Consider the following 15,596-nt stretch of genomic DNA (forward strand, 5'->3'; position numbering starts at 1 on the left):
CTGATGAAGACGGTCCGGATCGTGCCCCAGGCCCGCGCGGGGATCGTCGAGAGGTTCGGCAAGTACAAGCAGACGCTGCCGGCCGGCCTGAACATCGTCGTCCCGTTCATCGACCGCGTCCGCTACCAGATCGACCTGCGTGAGCAGGTCGTCAGCTTCCCTCCGCAGCCCGTGATCACCGAGGACAACCTCGTGGTCTCCATCGACACCGTCATCTACTTCCAGGTGACCGACCCGGTGGCGGCGACCTACGAGATCGCCAACTACATCCAGGCCGTGGAGCAGCTCACGATGACCACGCTGCGCAACATCGTCGGCGGCATGGACCTCGAGGGCACCCTGACGAGCCGCGAGGAGATCAATGGCGGTCTTCGCGGCGTACTCGACGAAGCGACCGGCAAGTGGGGCATCCGTGTCAACCGCGTCGAGATCAAGGGCATCGACCCGCCGCCGTCCATCAAGGACGCGATGGAGAAGCAGATGCGTGCCGACCGCGACAAGCGAGCCGTCGTGCTCGTGGCAGAGGGTCAGCGCCAGTCCGCCATCCTCACCGCGGAGGGCAACAAGCAGTCAGCCATCCTCAACGCCGAAGGTGAGCGCGAGGCGCAGATCCTTCGCGCCCAGGCCGAGCGTGAGTCCGCGATCCTGCGCGCCCAAGGTGAGGGCCAGGCCATCCAGACGGTGTTCCAGGCGATCCACGACGGTCGCCCGGACCAGTCGCTGCTGGCTTACCAGTACCTCCAGATGATGCCCAAGATCGCAGAGGGCGACGCCAACAAGCTGTGGATCGTGCCGTCCGAGATCGGCCGCGCCCTCGAGGGCCTCGGGTCGACGATGAGCGAGATGGCGGGGATCCCCAAGGACGCCACGCCGGTCAAGCGCATCGACATGGGGGAGACCGAGCCGGAGCTGCCGATCACCAGCGCCCAGGCGGCCAAGTCGGCCCATGAGGCCGCAGCCGCGGCGATCGCCGAGGCCGAGGGGCTCGCCCAGACCCCGCCGCTGCCGTCGGACCCGACGTCGGGTGACGGGGGTCCTGCACCTCTGTGACTGTGCTCGAAGGCACCGTCATCCTGCTCGCAGGCATGGCGGCTGGCACCATCAACACCATCGTGGGGTCGGGAACGCTCATCACGTTCCCGACCCTGCTGGCGTTCGGCATCCCTGCGGTGACGGCCAACGCGTCCAACACCATCGGCCTCGTGCCGGGATCGATCTCCGGCGCCATCGGCTACCGCCGCGAGCTGGTCGGACAGCGCAGCCGCGTACTGCGACTGCTGAGCGCCTCGGTCGTCGGCGGGATCGTGGGCGCCGTGCTCGTTCTGGCCCTGCCGGAGGAGGCGTTCGAGGCAGTGGTGCCGGCGCTGATCCTTCTCGGCATCGTCCTGGTCCTGACGGGTCCGAAGATCTCCCGCTGGGTCGCCCGCCGCCACGAGACCACCGGTGGGCTGCCGCACCACGGCGCCTGGTGGGTGTGGCACGCGATCCTGCTCGCGGGGGTCTACGGGGGCTACTTCGGGGCTGCCCAAGGGGTGCTGCTCATCGCCATCCTCGGCATCGGTGTCTCCGAGTCGCTGCAGCGGCTCAACGGAGTCAAGAACATCCTCGGTGCTGTCGTCAACGGGGTGTCCGGCATCGTCTTCGCCTTCGTCGCCGAGGTCGACTGGCTCGTGGTGCTCCTGATCGCCCTGGGCTCGGTGGTCGGAGGTCAGATCGGGGCTGGCGTCGGCCGACGGCTGCCGGACCTCTGGCTGCGCGCCATGATCGTCGTCGTGGGCGTGACCGCCCTGGTCTACTTCTTCGTCAGAGGCTGAGCTGCGATCACGCTCGGCTCAGGCGGGCAACTGCGCCGTCACCGGGTGCGTCTCGACCTCGTCGGCGGAGCCGTCCTCGACGTACGCCCTCAGCCAGCGCCCCATCTCGTCGTAGGCGACGCCTCGCGCTTCCGGACGTGAGAGGACGACGTCGTGGATCGCCCCTTCCACGACCACGCTGGTGACGTGTCGGGCGACCGAGGGCGCCCATCGCCGGATCTGCTCCACGTCGAGCACGACGTCGCTCGTGAACAGGTCCTCGTTCATCTCCATCGGAAGAGTGGTGCGGTCCGACGCGAGCACGAGCGTCGGCATCCGCAACCCCAGCCCGCTGTGCAGGCGGGCGTGGCCGCGGCGCACGGCGCTCAGCCACCCGGCGTACACCGGCCACGAGCGCAGCGGCTTCCAGTCGAGGTTGAAGTCCCACTCACCGTCGTAGTCCCGGTGCAACGAGCGCACGTAGAACCCGTTGACCGAGCGGGGGATCATCCGTCGGGGGCGACGCTCCGCGACCCGGTTGATCACCCTGGTGCCGAGGGAGCGGAACATCCACGGTCCGCGCAGGTCGAACCACGGCGAGTTGAGCACGAGGCCTGCGAGGTCGGCGCCCTGGTCCTTGGCCCACAGGGGCAGGATCAGACCTCCGGTCGAGTGCGCGCTGCCCACGACGACCTCGTGGCCGTCCCGCTCGGTGATCAGGCGGAGGGCGGTGTCGAGCTCGGGGTAGTAGTCCGTGAGGTCGTCGATGTAGCTCGGCGTCTGGTGCGGCCGGATCGAGCGCCCGTACTTGCGCAGGTCGAGCGCGTAGAAGGTGTAGCCCCGGTCGGTCCACCACTCGGCCAGCTCGGTGTGGAAGAAGTAGTCGGCGAAGCCGTGCACGTGCAGGACCGCGCAGTTGGTCTCGCCGTGGGTCGGGCGCTTCACCAGCGTCGCAACGACCTCGCCCTCGTCGTCAGAGCCGAGCTCGATGGTCTCGGAGGTGTAGGGGGCGCCGAGGACGTCCTCGACGGCGGGGCCCACGACGGGAGACGCTCCGTCGCGCGCGGCTTCGGTGTCAGCTCGATGAGGCATGCTTTCATCCTGCCACCCGGTGGACTGCTCGACATCCAGCCGGGCCCCCTGCCTCACCGGCCAGCCGCGGTGTCGGCCCTTCCTGCTCCCACGCGGAGGGAATATCGCGAGGGGCAGCGAGGTTCGGCCTGTAGTTCACCGTTCAATTAGGAGCCAGGTCATGCAGTTCGGAATCTTCACCGTCGGGGACGTGACCACCGACCCGACCACCGGTCACACGCCGAGCGAGCACGAACGCATCAAGGCCACGGTCGCCATCGCCCGCAAGGCCGAAGAGGTCGGCCTGGACGTGATGGCCTTCGGCCAGCACCACAACCCGCCGTTCGCCGCGAGCTCACCCACCACCACGATGGCCTACGTCGCCGCCCAGACCGAGCGCCTGCTGCTGTCGACCTCGACGACCCTCATCACCACCACCGACCCGGTCCGGATCGCGGAGGACTACGCCCAGCTCCAGCACCTCGCCGACGGTCGCGTCGACCTGATGCTCGGCCGCGGCAACACCGGTCCCGTCTACCCGTGGTTCGGCAAGGACATCCGCGAGGGCATCGAGCTGGCCGTCGAGAACTACGCCCTCCTGCACCGACTCTGGCGCGAGGACGTCGTCAACTGGCAGGGCAAGCACCGCACCCCGTTGCAGGGGTTCACGGCGACCCCGCGCCCGCTCGACGGTGTCGCGCCCTTCGTGTGGCACGGATCGATCCGCAGTCCCGAGATCGCCGAGCAGGCCGCCTACTACGGCGACGGGTTCTTCTCCAACCACATCTTCTGGCCGCCCACCCACACCGCGCAGATGGTGCAGCTCTACCGCCGCCGCTTCGAGCACTACGGCCACGGCAAGGCCCACCAGGCGTTCGTCGGCCTGGGTGGCCAGGCCTTCATCGCGCGCAACAGCCAGGACGCCGTGCGCCAGTTCCGGCCCTACTTCGACAACGCGCCGGTCTACGGCCACGGGCCGTCGCTCGAGGAGTTCACGGCGGGCACGCCGCTCTCGGTCGGGTCGCCGCAGCAGATCATCGAGAAGACGTTGGGATTCCGCGAGTACGCGGGCGACTACCAGCGCCAGCTGTGGCTGATGGACCACGCAGGACTGCCGCTCAAGACCGTCCTGGAGCAGCTCGACCTCCTCGGCGAGGAGGTCGTCCCGGTGCTGCGCAAGGAGTTCGCGGCGCTGCGCCCTGCCGACGTCCCGGAGGCCCCGACCCACGCCTCGCTGGTCGCGGCCGGGAAGGACGGAGCCGCTCACAGCGTTGCACCCACGTCACCGCACACGTCCGTGGCCGACACCGTGACGGGTCGGTCGCCCCTGGTGGAGGAGAACCACGCATGAGCACCCGACTGGTCGTCGTCAGCGCCGGCCTGAGCAACCCGTCGTCCACCCGCGTCCTGGCGGACCTGCTGACGCGACAGGCGGTGGAGGCACTCGCGGCGCACGACGAGGTCGACGTCGAGGTGATCGAGCTGCGTCCGCTGGCCCGCGCCCTGGCCGACCGCCTGGTGACCGGGTTCCCCGCCGACGAGCTGGCCCGCGCGCTGGACACCGTGCGCTCCGCCGATGCCCTCGTGGCCGTGACCCCGGTGTTCTCGGCGTCCTACTCGGGACTCTTCAAGATGTTCTTCGACGTGATGGAGCCAGGCCTGCTCGAGGGCAAGCCCGTGCTCATGGGCGCCACGGCCGGCACGGCTCGCCACTCACTGGTGCTCGAGCACGCGATGCGCCCGCTCTTCTCCTACCTGCGGGCGGTCCCCGTGCCGACCGCGGTCTTCGCGGCCACCGAGGACTTCGGCTCTGACGCTGCGGGGTCCCTCGACGCCCGCGCGGAGCGGGCGTCCAGGGAACTGGCCTCGATGCTCGGGGCGACGAGTCGGCTCGCCGCCGAGGAGACCCCCAGGGACACGTTCACCGATCCCGTCCCCTTCGAGGAGATGCTCGGCCGACTCTGACGCAACCGCGCTGACACGACGGAGGCCGCCCCACCGGGCGGCCCCGTCGGCTCAGCGCTGGTAGGTGCCGTGGATCACGGCGCGCCCCAGGGTCTTGAAGACGAGGTTGAAGCTCATGACGGCGTTCGAGGCGTCACCGTCGATGCCCAACGTCTCCTCCGCCACGGCGTGCACCACGAAGTAGTAGCGGTGCGGGTGGTCGCCGGGCGGGGGAGCGGCGCCCATGAAGCCCGTGGCGCCGCCGTCGTTGCGCAGGTGGAACGCACCGGCCGGAAGGGTGTCGTCGGTGATGCCCGCCGGCAACGAGGTGACGTCTGCGGGGATGTCGACCAGCGCCCAGTGCCAGAAGCCGGAGGGTGTCGGCGCGTCGGGGTCGAAGCACGTGACGACGTACGAATTGGTGCCCTCCGGTGCGCCCGACCACGTCAGCTGGGGCGAGGTGTTGCCGCGGTCGGCGACCTGGGCGTCGGCGAGCGGCTGGCCGTCGACGACGTCGTCGGAGGTGACGTCGAACCGGGGGACGGCCGGGAGCAGGGCGTAGGGGTCCGGGGCCACGGGGCGTTCGAGGTTCATGCCCGATGACTCTAGCGAGACCCGTGCAGGACGACAGTCCGCAGCAGGGAGAATGTGGGGCATGAACGCCCCCGCTCCCTATCCCACCGGTCTGCGCCTGAACGGGCGCCGCGTCGTCGTCGTCGGTGGTGGCCACGTCGCCCAGCGCCGCATCCCGGCGCTCATCGACGCCGGCGCCGACGTCCTGGTGGTTGCTCCGGAGGTCACTCCCGCCATCGAGGGCATGGAGCAGGAGATCACCCTCGCGCTGCGGCCCTTCGTCGAGTCCGACCTCACCGACGCGTGGTACTGCATCGCCGCCACCGACGTCCCGGAGGTGAACGCCGAGGTGGCGGCCGCCTGCGAGACCCGCCGGATCTTCTGCGTGCGCAGCGACGACGCCACCGGCGGCAGCGCGTGGACACCCGCCGTCGGACGCCACGGCTCCGTCACCGTGGCCGTGCTGGGCAACCGCGAGCCGCGCCAGTCCGCCGCCCTGCGCGACGACATCCTCACCGCCCTGCGCGACGGGCAGCTCAACGCCACGGGCGCACTCGACCGCACGCCGGGCGTCGTCATCGTCGGCGGTGGCCCCGGCGATCCCGAGCTCGTCACGGTGGCCGCCCGTCACGCCCTGGCCTCCGCCGACGTGGTCGTCGCCGACCGCCTCGCACCGCGCGCCCTGCTGGACGAGCTCGGACCGCACGTGGAGCTCCTCGACGTCACCAAGCTCCCCCGCGGACGCAGCGCACGCCAGGAGTACATCAACGACGTGATCGTCGAGAAGGCGCGTGAGGGCAAGCGGGTCATCCGGTTCAAGGGCGGGGACAACTTCGTCTTCGGTCGCGGCTTCGAGGAGGTCCAGGCCTGCCGTGCGGCGGGCGTGCCGGTGACGGTGATCCCGGGACTCAGCTCGTCGGTGGCCGTGCCGGGCCTCGCGCAGATCCCGGTGACCCACCGTGGCGTGGCCCACGAGTTCACCGTCGTCTCGGGGCACCTCCCACCGGGACACGACGAGTCGCTGGTCGAGTGGCCGGCTCTGGCTCGGCTGCGTGGCACCCTGGTGCTCCTGATGGCCGTGGAGAACGCTCCCGCCATCGCCGCCACCCTGGTGGAGCACGGTCGTGACCCGCACACCCCCGTCGCGGTGATCTGCGACGGCACGATGCCGACGGAACGCACGGTGCTGTCGACCCTCGCGACGCTCTCCGACGACCTCGCGGCCCAGGGCGTACGCCCGCCCGCGATCATCGTGGTCGGCGACGTGGTCGCGGTCGCCCACCCCGAGCGCTACGCCACCGTCGGGCAGGGGTGAGGCGCCGATGGCCACGTACGTCGAGATCGAGTCGCCCGACGACCCGCGGCTCAACGACTACCGCAACCTGCGCGACGTCCAGCTGAGGCAGAGCCTGGAGGCCGAGCACGGCCTCTTCCTCGCCGAGGGCGAGAAGGTCGTGCGCCGTGCGGTCGAGGGCGGCTTCGCCCCACGCTCGTTCCTGATGGCACCGCGCTGGCTCGACGGCCTGCGTGACGTGCTGGACCGCAGCGACGCGCCCTGCTACGTCCTCTCCGAGGACCTGGCCGAGGAGGTGACCGGGTTCCACGTGCACCGCGGAGCACTCGCCTCCCTGCACCGCCGCGAGCTGCCGAGCGTCGAGGAGGTGCTCGACGGCGCCCGGTCGGTGCTCGTGCTCGAGGACGTCGTCGACCACACCAACGTGGGCGCCATCTTCCGGTCCGGCGCAGCCCTGGGCTTCGACGCCGTCCTCCTCTCGCCGCGCTGTGCCGACCCGCTCTACCGGCGCGCGGTCAAGGTGGCCATGGGCAGCGTGTTCTCGGTGCCGTGGACCCGTCTGCCCGAGTGGTACGACGCCCTGCCGCGGCTCTCCGACGCCGGGTTCACCACCATCGCCCTCACCCTGGCGCCGGACGCCGTGCCGGTGGAGGAGGCCGTACGCGGCGTCGACCGCCTCGCGCTCGTCCTGGGGTCAGAGGGACCTGGCATCTCGGAGCGGTGGCAGCGCGTCGCCGACAAGCGGGCCATCATCCCGATGGCGGCCGGGATCGACAGCCTCAACGTGGCGGCTGCCTCGGCCGTGGCCTGCTACGTGGCTGCACGCCGCTGAGGGTCGACGCCGAGGCCCAGCGTTCAGGAGGCCGGCCACTCCGGCGGGTACTTCGAGGCGACCTTCTCGTGCGCCTTGGTGAGCTTCTTGCGCAGCTTCGTGGGCAGCCGGTCACCGAAGACCGTGCCGGCGGTGTGGTCGGTCTCGTGCTGGAGGCACCGAGCCAGCAGCCCGTCGCCCTCGAAGTGCACGGGCTCGCCGTCCAGGCCGACGCCGTCCACCGCTGCCCAGTCGGGCCGAGCGCACTCGGCGAAGGCGCCGGGGAAGGACAGGCAGCCCTCGTCGTCGACGTCGAGGTGACGCTGACCGGCGTCGGGGAGCGTCAGGCGCGGGTTGCACACCACCCCGACCGTGTGGCGTCCAGAGGCGTCGGGACAGTCGAAGACGAAGAGCGAGACGTCCTCGCCGATCTGACACGCGGCGAGCCCTACGCCCTCCGCGGCATACATCGTGGCCACCATGTCGGCCGCGAGCTGTCTGAGGGCGTCGTCGAAGACGGTGACCTGCTGCTGGGGCCGGTGCATCACGTCGGTGCCCCAGCGCGTCATGGGGCGCACCACGCCTCCGTCGGGAAGAGGACCGTGGGGGGAGAGGGGAGGCTCGGACATGCCCACGATCCTAGTCGCGACCCCGAAGTGATCTGGCTCACACATGTCGCTGTGGCAGCGGGTGTAACTCCGAGTTACATTTGTCGGCATGTTGTTCTCATCACAGCGCGGACCCGGCGGCGCCCACGGCCTCGCGTCCAGCGAGACCAGGGCTCCGCTCGGTTACGCCGTCGCGGCGCTGAGCAAGCTGGCCCAGAGCGACCTCCTCGACCGGACCGGACTGCGCAAGCAGACCGAGCAGCTCGTCTTCACCGCCACCCGCGGAGGATTCAGGACGGCGGCCGCGGCCGGACGTGCGTTCGCCCGGCGGGGCTCCAAGGGACCGGGCGTACGCCCCACGACTCCCTCGGCGGGCGGCGTCTTCGACCTCACACCGACCGAGGACGAGCAGATGCTCGTCGACGTGGTCTCGGAGTTCGCGCAGGAGGTGCTGCGTCCGGCAGCGGCAGCAGCTGACGACGCGTGCGCCGCTCCCGAAGGCGCGCTCAGGTCGAGCGTGGAGATCGGACTGCCCATCCTCGGTGTGCCCGAGAGCCTGGGTGGCCTGGGCGACGAGCGGTCGGCAGTGGCGGGCACGCTCGTGACCGAGGCGCTCGCGCGAGGTGACATGGGACTCGCCGTCGCGACCCTGGCCCCAGGGGCCGTCGCCACGGCTCTCTCGCTGTGGGGCACGGACGAGCAGCAGCAGACCTACCTGCCCGCCTTCACGGGCGACGACGTCGCCACGGCGGCCTTGGCACTCGCGGAGCCCACCGTGCTCTTCGACGCCATGTCACCAGCGACCACGGCCGTACGCTCCGGCGACGGCTACCGGCTCACGGGCGTGAAGTCCGCGGTCGTGCGCGGCGCCGAGGCCGAGCTCTTCGTGGTGGGCGCCCAGCTGGAGGGCAAGCCGGCGCTCTTCGTGGTGCCGTCCTCGGCGGCGGGCATCGAGATCGAGGCCGACCCCTCGATGGGCGTGCGAGCAGCCGGGCTGACCCGACTCAGCCTCACCGACACCCCGGCCGAGCTGCTCGGCGACACCGACGGCACCGCGTACGCGGACTGCGTCCGGCTCTCCCGCCTGGCCTGGTGCGCCCTCGCGGTCGGCACCGGCCAGGCCGTGCTCGACTACGTGAGCGACTACGTGAAGACCCGTGAGGCCTTCGGCGAGCCGGTGGCGCACCGCCAGTCGGTCGCCTTCATGGTGGCCGACATCGCCATCGAGCTGCAGGCCATGCGGCTGGTCACCTGGAAGGCCGCGTCACGCGCCGCGCAGGGGAAGGAGTTCGCCCGCGAGGTCGCCCTGGCGCGCAAGCTCTGCGCCGACAAGGGCATGAAGATCGGCCTCGACGGCGTCCAGCTGCTCGGGGGTCACGGCTTCGTCAAGGAGCACCCGGTGGAGCGGTGGTACCGCGACCTGCGGGCCGTCGGCCTGATGGAAGGAGCAGTCCTCGTCTGAGGGCGGTAGACACATGATCAATCTCGAGACTCCGCGCAAGCACCGCATGGTGATCGACCAGGCCCACCAGGTCGCGATGAACATGCTCCGCCCCATCTCCCGCAAGTACGACCGTGCTGAGCACGCGTACCCCAAGGAGCTGGACATGCTGGCCGCCATGATCGACGGCCTCTCCGAGTCCGGCACCGCCGAGGGGGCCGGAGCCGCAGGGGCCAGCCAACCGACTCCTGCCGCCAAGGAGCCGCACGACCCGACGAAGGTGCGCAACGGCGCCAACCTCGCCTCCATCATGTCGGTGGCCGAGATGTGCTGGGGCGACACCGGACTGCTGCTGTCGATGCCCCGTCAGGGGCTGGGCAACGCGGCCATCGCCGCGGTGGCCAACGACGACCAGAAGGCGCGCTTCAAGAACGTCTGGGCCTCGATGGCGATCACCGAGCCCTCGATGGGCTCCGACTCCGCCGCCCTGACCACCACGGCGGTCAAGGACGGCGACCACTACGTCATCAACGGCGAGAAGATCTTCGTGACGTCGGGCGAGCGCTCCGACGCCGTCGTCGTGTGGGCCTCGCTCGACCGCTCGCTGGGACGCGCTGCGATCAAGTCCTTCGTCGTCGAGAAGGGCACCCCCGGCATGAAGGTCGAGCGCCTCGAGCACAAGCTCGGCATCCGTGCCTCCGACACCGCGGTGATCACCTTCACGGACTGTCGCGTTCCTGCCGAGAACCTCCTCGGCAGCCCGGAGATCGACGTCAAGGCCGGCTTCGGCGGCGCCATGGCGACCTTCGACAACACCCGGCCCCTGGTGGCGGCGATGGCCATCGGCTGCGCCCGCGCCTCCCTCGACCTCACGCGCGACCTCCTCGAGCAGGCCGGCGTCGTGATCGACTACGACCGTCCCGCCATCCTGCAGAGCGCGGCTGCGGCGACCTTCCTGGCCCTGGAGGCGGACTGGGAGGGAGCCAAGCTGCTGACGATGCAGGCAGCGTGGATGGCGGACAACAGGAAGCCCAACTCGCTCGAGGCGTCGATGGCGAAGGCCAAGGCGGGTCGCGTCGGCTCGGCCGTCACGCTGGGGTGCGTGGAGCTCGCCGGCACCCTCGGCTACAGCGAGTCCGAGCTGCTGGAGAAGTGGTCGCGCGACTCCAAGATCCTCGACATCTTCGAGGGCACCCAGCAGATCCAGCAGCTGATCGTGGCCCGTCGTGTGCTCGGGCTGTCGAGCGCCGAGCTCAAGTGAGGCGTTGAGACCCCACCTCTGCTACGGCCCTGCCACCCGGTGACGGGAGGCGGGGCCGCTGGCATGCCCCGGGAGGAAGACGGGGGGCGGGTGCCCCGCGGCGAACGCGGCCCGCGTGACAGCCGCGACCACCTCGTCCCGTTGCTCCAACGGCACCAGCACGACGGCGCACCCGCCGAAACCGCCACCGGTCATCCGTGCGCCGAGTGCACCGGCGTCCACGGCGCTGGCCACGACGGTGTCGAGCTCGTCGCAACTGACCTCGTGGTCGTCGCGCAGGCTCGCGTGGGAGGCGCTGAACAACGCCCCGACCTCGACCCAGTCGCGCTGGCACACGGCGGCGACCACACGGCGTACGCGGTAGTTCTCGCTCTCCACGTGGCGCCGCCGGCGTGGCAGCGGGTCGTCGGCCCCCGCCACCTCCTCGGCGGGCAACGCCATGGCGGCCTCTGCCTCGGCCCGGCGAGCGGCGAACGCGCCGTCATCGTTGGCGTGGCTCACCCCGGTGTCGACGACCAGGAGCTCGACCCCGTCCGTCTCCGGGTCCCACGCCACCTGCGTGAGTGACGGCAGGGAGCCTCCGGCAAAGTCGAGCAGCGATGCGTGGCCCGGGCGGGCCAACAGCGAGATCGTCTGGTCCATCCCACCGCTGGGGACGCCCACGTAGTCCTGCTCGGCGCGTACGCACGGCCCGAGGAGGTCGTGCGGCGACGCCGCCGTGAGCGCGGTGGCGACCGCGCAGATCAGGGCTGCCGAGCTCGACAGCCCCGACCCGAGCGGCACCGAGGACTCGACGTGGAGGTCGAGGCCCCCCTGCCACCCGACAGCCCGGAGCGCGCCAACCACGTACGCCGCCCAGCCCTGCACCCGCTCGCTCTCCGGTGCCAGGACGGAGACGTTGCCTGCCCACACGAGATCCGCACCGCTCGACAGCGCGATCGACGTGTCGTCGCGCGGTGCCGCCGCGACCCAGGTGGCGAGGGGCAGCGCGATCGGGAGGCACAGTCCGCCGAGGTAGTCGGTGTGCTCACCGACGAGGTTGACCCGACCGGGCGCGCTGGCGGCCCACGTGGGAGGCCGGCCGTGGCGTCGTGAGAACTCCTGCACGGTCCGGGGGAGCAGATCGGGGGCCTGGGTCAGCACGCCGTGAGCCTAGGCTGTCCCGGTCACCCCCAACCAGCCACGGAGATTCCATGCCCTCCTCCCCACCCCGCGTCCTGGTCGTCTCCGCGACCGAGGCCGAGGCCCGGTACGTCCCCGACGGTGTGCCGGTGGTGATCACCGGGATCGGCAAGACAGCCGCTGCGGCACGCACCGCCCGGGCGCTGGCCGCCTTCGAGGACGTCGAGGAGCTCGTCGTCGTCAACATCGGCACGGCGGGCGCTCTGCGCGACGACGTCGCGGGCCTCCACGTGGTGGGGGAGGTCCTCAACCACGAGATCAGCGCGGCGGCCCTGGTCACGCTGGGCTACGACCCCGAGCACCGCCTTCTCCTGGGCGAGGACGAGGCGGTCCTCGCGAGCGGGGACGTCTTCGTGGCGGACGCAACCATGCGCTCCCGCCTGGCCGAGACGGCACACCTGGTCGACATGGAGGGCTACGCGGTCGCGTGGACGGCCCGCGAGTTCGGGCGCGAGGCCATCCTCGTGAAGCACGTCTCCGACGCCGCTGACGACTCGGCGTGGGACTGGCCCACCGTCGTGGACCGCAGTGCCCGGGTCCTGGGGGAGTGGCTCGAGGAGTACCTCGGGCGCTGAACGCTCAGCCGCGCGAACTGCGCGACGTACGCCCTCGAACGATGCCCACGAAGGCCTGGGTGCGGTCGTCGTCGGCATCCTTGCGCCACGCCAGCGCCATGCGCGTGGTGGGCAGGTCGGTGACGACCACGCTGGCGACGTCCTTGCGGTGGTACAGGCGGGCCACCGACATGGGCAGGACCACGACGGCCGTGCCCGACGCCGCGACCTCGACGGCGTCCTTCACGGACATCTCCGGGAACGGAAGCTGCTCGACCGCGCTGCTCACTCCCTCGGGGACCCCCAGGGCGAACTGCTCGTCGACGAGGTCCGCAGTGGTGAGCTCGTCGTACGCCGCTCCCGCATGCTCCTTCGACAGCACGACGACCGGCAGCTCCTCGTAGAGCGGGATGCAGTAGAGGTCCTCGGTGTCCATCGGCAGACGCGCCAGCACCATGTCGGCCCGGCCGTCGAGAAGTACCTCGCGCTGCTCGTCCTGCTCGATGGGCACCAGCTCGAGGGGCTCACGTGAGCGGTCCCGCCACGCCCTCGCCCACTTGTCGGGGGTGGCGCCGGGCACGAACGCGAGTCGCAGGGTCATGCGGTGAGGCTACCGAGCGCAGCGGCACGCTCCGCCGACGCGTCCTCGACAAAGCCGGCGCAGCGCCGGGTGGTCTCACCTACGCTGCCACGGTGACAGGTGAGGCGCAGGACACGTTCCAGGCCGACGTGGTCGTCATCGGCAGCGGATTCGGGGGAGCGGTCGCGGCACTTCGCCTGACGGAGGCTGGTCACCGGGTGGTCGTGCTGGAGCAGGGCCGTCACCTCACCGACGACGACCTGCACCGCGCCAGGACCGATCCGCGGGCCTACCTCTGGCAGCCCGGTGTCGGCCTACGCGGCTTCTTCTGGCAGCGGGTCTTCCGGCACATGGCGGTGATCGGTGCGGCCGGCGTCGGCGGCGGCTCCATCGTCTGGGCCGGCGTGCTCCTCGAGCCGGGGCGTGACTTCCTGCGCAGCCCGGCCATGGCCAGCCTCGGCGTCGACTGGGAGACGGAGCTGCCAGGGCACCTCGACACTGCTGCACGGATGCTCGGGCGCGCCACGTGCCCGCACCGCGGCAGCATGGACGACCACCTGTGCCAGGCGGCCCAGGCGCTCGGCGCCGAGGCCACCTTCGGGCCCGTCCCCGTCGCGATCCACTTCGGGCGGCCCGGTGAGACCGTTCCTGACCCCTTCTTCGACGGCGAAGGCCCCGAACGCACTGGATGTCGACTGTGCGGGGAGTGCCTGCTCGGCTGCCCCTACGGCGCCAAGAACCAGCTGACCCGCAACTACCTCCACCTCGCGCAGCGCTACGGCGCCGAGATCCGCGCCGAGCACCAGGTCGACGCCATCGCGCCGTTGCCCCACGGGGGCTACGTGGTCCGCAGCCGTCATCCGTGGCGGCGCGAGGTGCGGCCCCGCACGATCACGGCGCGACGTGTGGTGCTGGCCGGAGGCGTCCTGGGAACGCTCGACCTCCTCCAGCGCTGTCGCGACGTCTCGGGCACGCTGCCGCACGTGTCGTCGCGACTCGGGGAAGGTGTGCGGACGAACTCGGAGGCCATCACAGCCGTGCTCCAGCCGCCCGGCGACGACTTCTCCGAGGGGCCGACGATCTCCAGTGACTTCCACCCGGACGCGAGGACCCACACCACGCTCAACCGCTACATGGGCGGGTGGCACATGCGCGCCCAGGTCGGCCCCTTGGTCGACGACGACCTACCCGCGCGACGCGCGCGACGCGTCCTGGCGACGCTCGCGCGCCACCCCGGTGACCAGCTGGCGCTCCTGACCTCGCGCCACTTCCTGCGGCGGCTGACCGTGCTGACCACCATGCAGCAGCACGACAGCGAGCTCGCGCTGCGCCTGCGGCGCTCGCCCTGGCTCCCGTGGCGCAAGGGTCTGCGCTCGGCTGTGGTCGACGGCGTACGGCCACCCAGCAACCTCCCGGTGGCCAACGCCGTCACGCAGGCGTTCGCCGACTCATCAGGCGGCCGCCCCCTCAACCTGCTCGGCGAGTCGGTCGGGGGTCTCTCCGTCACTGCGCACATCCTCGGAGGAGCGGCGATGGGCCGCGACGCCACCCAGGGCGTGATCGACTCCCGTCACGAAGTGTTCGGACACCCCGGGCTCTACGTCGCCGACGCGAGCGCCATCCCCGGCAACCTCGGCGTCAACCCCTCGCTCACGGTCACCGCGTTGGCCGAGCGCTTCTGCACCCTCTTCCCACCCGCGCCGGGCAACCGCCCCGTGCGCCGTCCCGTCCAGGCGCGCGCGGTCGCGCCTGCCGTCCAGGAGAACTCGTGACCCACACCCTGCTCAGCCTCCGCCGGAGCTGGTCGTCCCTGTCCCTTCCCGAGCGCGAGGACCTCAGGGGCGACTGGGAGGCCGAGTTCGTGGCACCGCTACGACGGGTCGCACCCGCGGGCCTGGGACTGATCGGTCTCCCGCAGTGGTACGGCAAGCGGTTCGCCGACGACGGTGCCGGATGGCGAGGCGTCAACCTGCTCCGCGCCGATGACGGCCTGACGGAGACGATGCCGATGACGGTGGAGGTCGGGCTGTCCCACGCCGATGACCATCCTTGCGTCGCCATCACCTACCCGGCGGGCACCCGCAAGCCGTGGCCCTGGGTGCGTGACGAGGCCCGGCGTCTCGACGACGACACCCTGCTCGGGATGACGTACGTCGACGTCCCGGGTCTGCGGGCAGCCGGCGGCACGCCCTTCCTGCTCACCAGGGCAGGCGCCGCTCGCTAGCGCTTCTTGCCGAAGAGGAGGAACGCCGGCGGGCCGAAGGGCTGGACGAGGCACGCCAAGGCCCACCACAGCTTGCGTCCCCTGACCTCGTCACGCGGCCGCTTCGCCAGCTCGACGAGGGCGGTGGCAGTGAGGGCGAGCTCCACGCTCCCGACGACCAGGACGGCGGTCTGCTGCCCGGACGAGAGGTCGTTCCACGTCTTCTTGTTGCGCGCCATCAGCCCGCTCCTCCTCGTACGACGATGTTGCTCGCAGGCTAG

Annotated in this window: 17 protein-coding genes; 11 read left to right on the top strand and 6 right to left on the bottom strand. The window is 71.0% G+C overall.

Annotated features, from left to right (window positions below):
* Nucleotides 1–3: 3 nt before the first annotated feature.
* The gene (locus FCL41_RS08260) at nt 4–1,050 is read left to right on the top strand and encodes an SPFH domain-containing protein (RefSeq protein ID WP_137066042.1); all 1,047 of its coding nucleotides are present in this window, start codon (nt 4–6) and stop codon (nt 1,048–1,050) included.
* Nucleotides 1,047–1,814 carry a sulfite exporter TauE/SafE family protein gene (locus FCL41_RS08265; RefSeq protein WP_275403777.1) on the top strand — a complete coding sequence of 256 codons (768 nt, stop codon included), beginning with the start codon at nt 1,047–1,049 and terminating at the stop codon, nt 1,812–1,814. The genes FCL41_RS08260 and FCL41_RS08265 overlap by 4 nt, the downstream gene beginning before the upstream one ends.
* Nucleotides 1,815–1,832: 18 nt before the next feature.
* On the opposite strand, the gene FCL41_RS08270 is transcribed toward FCL41_RS08265, so the two are convergent.
* Nucleotides 1,833–2,885 carry an alpha/beta hydrolase gene (locus FCL41_RS08270; protein WP_137065592.1) on the bottom strand — a complete coding sequence of 351 codons (1,053 nt, stop codon included), beginning with the start codon at nt 2,883–2,885 and terminating at the stop codon, nt 1,833–1,835.
* A gap of 160 nt (nt 2,886–3,045) precedes the next feature.
* On the opposite strand from FCL41_RS08270, the gene FCL41_RS08275 reads away from it, so the two are divergent.
* Nucleotides 3,046–4,215, top strand: coding sequence for an LLM class flavin-dependent oxidoreductase (locus tag FCL41_RS08275; RefSeq protein ID WP_137065593.1), 1,170 nt, complete (start codon nt 3,046–3,048; stop codon nt 4,213–4,215).
* A complete protein-coding gene (locus FCL41_RS08280; RefSeq protein WP_137065594.1) occupies nt 4,212–4,829 on the top strand; it encodes an FMN reductase in 618 nt (205 codons plus the stop codon). Before FCL41_RS08275 ends, FCL41_RS08280 begins: the two co-directional genes overlap by 4 nt.
* Nucleotides 4,830–4,880: 51 nt before the next feature.
* Here the strand turns inward: FCL41_RS08280 and FCL41_RS08285 are convergent, their stop codons facing one another.
* Nucleotides 4,881–5,402 carry a YbhB/YbcL family Raf kinase inhibitor-like protein gene (locus FCL41_RS08285; RefSeq protein WP_137065595.1) on the bottom strand — a complete coding sequence of 174 codons (522 nt, stop codon included), beginning with the start codon at nt 5,400–5,402 and terminating at the stop codon, nt 4,881–4,883.
* A gap of 61 nt (nt 5,403–5,463) precedes the next feature.
* Here FCL41_RS08285 and cobA point away from each other — a divergent pair, with 61 nt between their 5' ends.
* Both cobA and FCL41_RS08295 read left to right on the top strand, forming a co-directional pair.
* Nucleotides 5,464–6,696: a uroporphyrinogen-III C-methyltransferase gene (gene cobA, locus FCL41_RS08290; protein ID WP_212723103.1), complete on the top strand. Its 1,233-nt coding sequence runs from the start codon at nt 5,464–5,466 to the stop codon at nt 6,694–6,696.
* 7 nt (nt 6,697–6,703) lie between these two features.
* Nucleotides 6,704–7,507, top strand: coding sequence for a TrmH family RNA methyltransferase (locus FCL41_RS08295; protein ID WP_137065597.1), 804 nt, complete (start codon nt 6,704–6,706; stop codon nt 7,505–7,507).
* A gap of 23 nt (nt 7,508–7,530) precedes the next feature.
* On the opposite strand, the gene def is transcribed toward FCL41_RS08295, so the two are convergent.
* Nucleotides 7,531–8,115, bottom strand: a complete 585-nt coding sequence (gene def, locus FCL41_RS08300) for a peptide deformylase (RefSeq protein WP_137065598.1) — start codon at nt 8,113–8,115, stop codon at nt 7,531–7,533.
* An 88-nt stretch (nt 8,116–8,203) separates the two neighbouring features.
* Between def and FCL41_RS08305 the strand changes: the two genes are divergently transcribed.
* Together FCL41_RS08305 and FCL41_RS08310 are read left to right on the top strand one after the other, a co-directional pair.
* Nucleotides 8,204–9,556, top strand: a complete 1,353-nt coding sequence (locus tag FCL41_RS08305; RefSeq protein WP_137065599.1) for an acyl-CoA dehydrogenase family protein — start codon at nt 8,204–8,206, stop codon at nt 9,554–9,556.
* Nucleotides 9,557–9,569: 13 nt separating this feature from the next.
* Nucleotides 9,570–10,796, top strand: coding sequence for an acyl-CoA dehydrogenase family protein (locus tag FCL41_RS08310; RefSeq protein ID WP_137065600.1), 1,227 nt, complete (start codon nt 9,570–9,572; stop codon nt 10,794–10,796).
* Nucleotides 10,797–10,817: 21 nt separating this feature from the next.
* On the opposite strand, the gene FCL41_RS08315 is transcribed toward FCL41_RS08310, so the two are convergent.
* Complete coding sequence (locus tag FCL41_RS08315; RefSeq protein WP_137065601.1) at nt 10,818–11,939, bottom strand: galactokinase; 1,122 nt, start codon at nt 11,937–11,939, stop codon at nt 10,818–10,820.
* Between the two features lie 50 nt (nt 11,940–11,989).
* On the opposite strand from FCL41_RS08315, the gene FCL41_RS08320 reads away from it, so the two are divergent.
* Nucleotides 11,990–12,553 carry a nucleosidase gene (locus FCL41_RS08320; protein ID WP_137065602.1) on the top strand — a complete coding sequence of 188 codons (564 nt, stop codon included), beginning with the start codon at nt 11,990–11,992 and terminating at the stop codon, nt 12,551–12,553.
* A 4-nt stretch (nt 12,554–12,557) separates the two neighbouring features.
* Here FCL41_RS08320 and FCL41_RS08325 read toward each other — a convergent pair whose 3' ends face one another.
* Nucleotides 12,558–13,133, bottom strand: a complete 576-nt coding sequence (locus tag FCL41_RS08325; protein ID WP_137065603.1) for a LysR family transcriptional regulator substrate-binding protein — start codon at nt 13,131–13,133, stop codon at nt 12,558–12,560.
* Between the two features lie 92 nt (nt 13,134–13,225).
* Between FCL41_RS08325 and FCL41_RS08330 the strand changes: the two genes are divergently transcribed.
* Both FCL41_RS08330 and FCL41_RS08335 read left to right on the top strand, forming a co-directional pair.
* Nucleotides 13,226–14,884 (top strand): GMC oxidoreductase, encoded by a 1,659-nt coding sequence (locus FCL41_RS08330; RefSeq protein WP_137065604.1) that lies wholly within the window; start codon nt 13,226–13,228, stop codon nt 14,882–14,884.
* Nucleotides 14,881–15,336: a hypothetical protein gene (locus tag FCL41_RS08335; RefSeq protein WP_137065605.1), complete on the top strand. Its 456-nt coding sequence runs from the start codon at nt 14,881–14,883 to the stop codon at nt 15,334–15,336. The genes FCL41_RS08330 and FCL41_RS08335 overlap by 4 nt, the downstream gene beginning before the upstream one ends.
* Here FCL41_RS08335 and FCL41_RS08340 read toward each other — a convergent pair.
* Complete coding sequence (locus FCL41_RS08340) at nt 15,333–15,554, bottom strand: PLD nuclease N-terminal domain-containing protein (protein WP_137065606.1); 222 nt, start codon at nt 15,552–15,554, stop codon at nt 15,333–15,335. The two genes, FCL41_RS08335 and FCL41_RS08340, sit on opposite strands and share 4 nt — an antisense overlap.
* Between the last annotated feature and the right edge of the window lie 42 nt (nt 15,555–15,596).

The organism is Nocardioides jishulii, assembly GCF_006007965.1.
Classification (GTDB): domain Bacteria; phylum Actinomycetota; class Actinomycetes; order Propionibacteriales; family Nocardioidaceae; genus Nocardioides; species Nocardioides jishulii.

Excerpts from the sequence above, each read along its gene's own strand:
- FCL41_RS08260 (WP_137066042.1), top strand. The coding sequence starts at position 4 with ATGAAGACGGTCCGGATCGTGCCCCAGGCCCGCGCGGGGATCGTCGAG.
- FCL41_RS08270 (WP_137065592.1), bottom strand. The coding sequence starts at position 2,885 with ATGCCTCATCGAGCTGACACCGAAGCCGCGCGCGACGGAGCGTCTCCC.
- FCL41_RS08275 (WP_137065593.1), top strand. The coding sequence starts at position 3,046 with ATGCAGTTCGGAATCTTCACCGTCGGGGACGTGACCACCGACCCGACC.
- FCL41_RS08280 (WP_137065594.1), top strand. The coding sequence starts at position 4,212 with ATGAGCACCCGACTGGTCGTCGTCAGCGCCGGCCTGAGCAACCCGTCG.
- FCL41_RS08285 (WP_137065595.1), bottom strand. The coding sequence starts at position 5,402 with ATGAACCTCGAACGCCCCGTGGCCCCGGACCCCTACGCCCTGCTCCCG.
- cobA (WP_212723103.1), top strand. The coding sequence starts at position 5,464 with ATGAACGCCCCCGCTCCCTATCCCACCGGTCTGCGCCTGAACGGGCGC.
- FCL41_RS08295 (WP_137065597.1), top strand. The coding sequence starts at position 6,704 with ATGGCCACGTACGTCGAGATCGAGTCGCCCGACGACCCGCGGCTCAAC.
- def (WP_137065598.1), bottom strand. The coding sequence starts at position 8,115 with ATGTCCGAGCCTCCCCTCTCCCCCCACGGTCCTCTTCCCGACGGAGGC.
- FCL41_RS08305 (WP_137065599.1), top strand. The coding sequence starts at position 8,204 with ATGTTGTTCTCATCACAGCGCGGACCCGGCGGCGCCCACGGCCTCGCG.
- FCL41_RS08310 (WP_137065600.1), top strand. The coding sequence starts at position 9,570 with ATGATCAATCTCGAGACTCCGCGCAAGCACCGCATGGTGATCGACCAG.
- FCL41_RS08320 (WP_137065602.1), top strand. The coding sequence starts at position 11,990 with ATGCCCTCCTCCCCACCCCGCGTCCTGGTCGTCTCCGCGACCGAGGCC.
- FCL41_RS08325 (WP_137065603.1), bottom strand. The coding sequence starts at position 13,133 with ATGACCCTGCGACTCGCGTTCGTGCCCGGCGCCACCCCCGACAAGTGG.
- FCL41_RS08340 (WP_137065606.1), bottom strand. The coding sequence starts at position 15,554 with ATGGCGCGCAACAAGAAGACGTGGAACGACCTCTCGTCCGGGCAGCAG.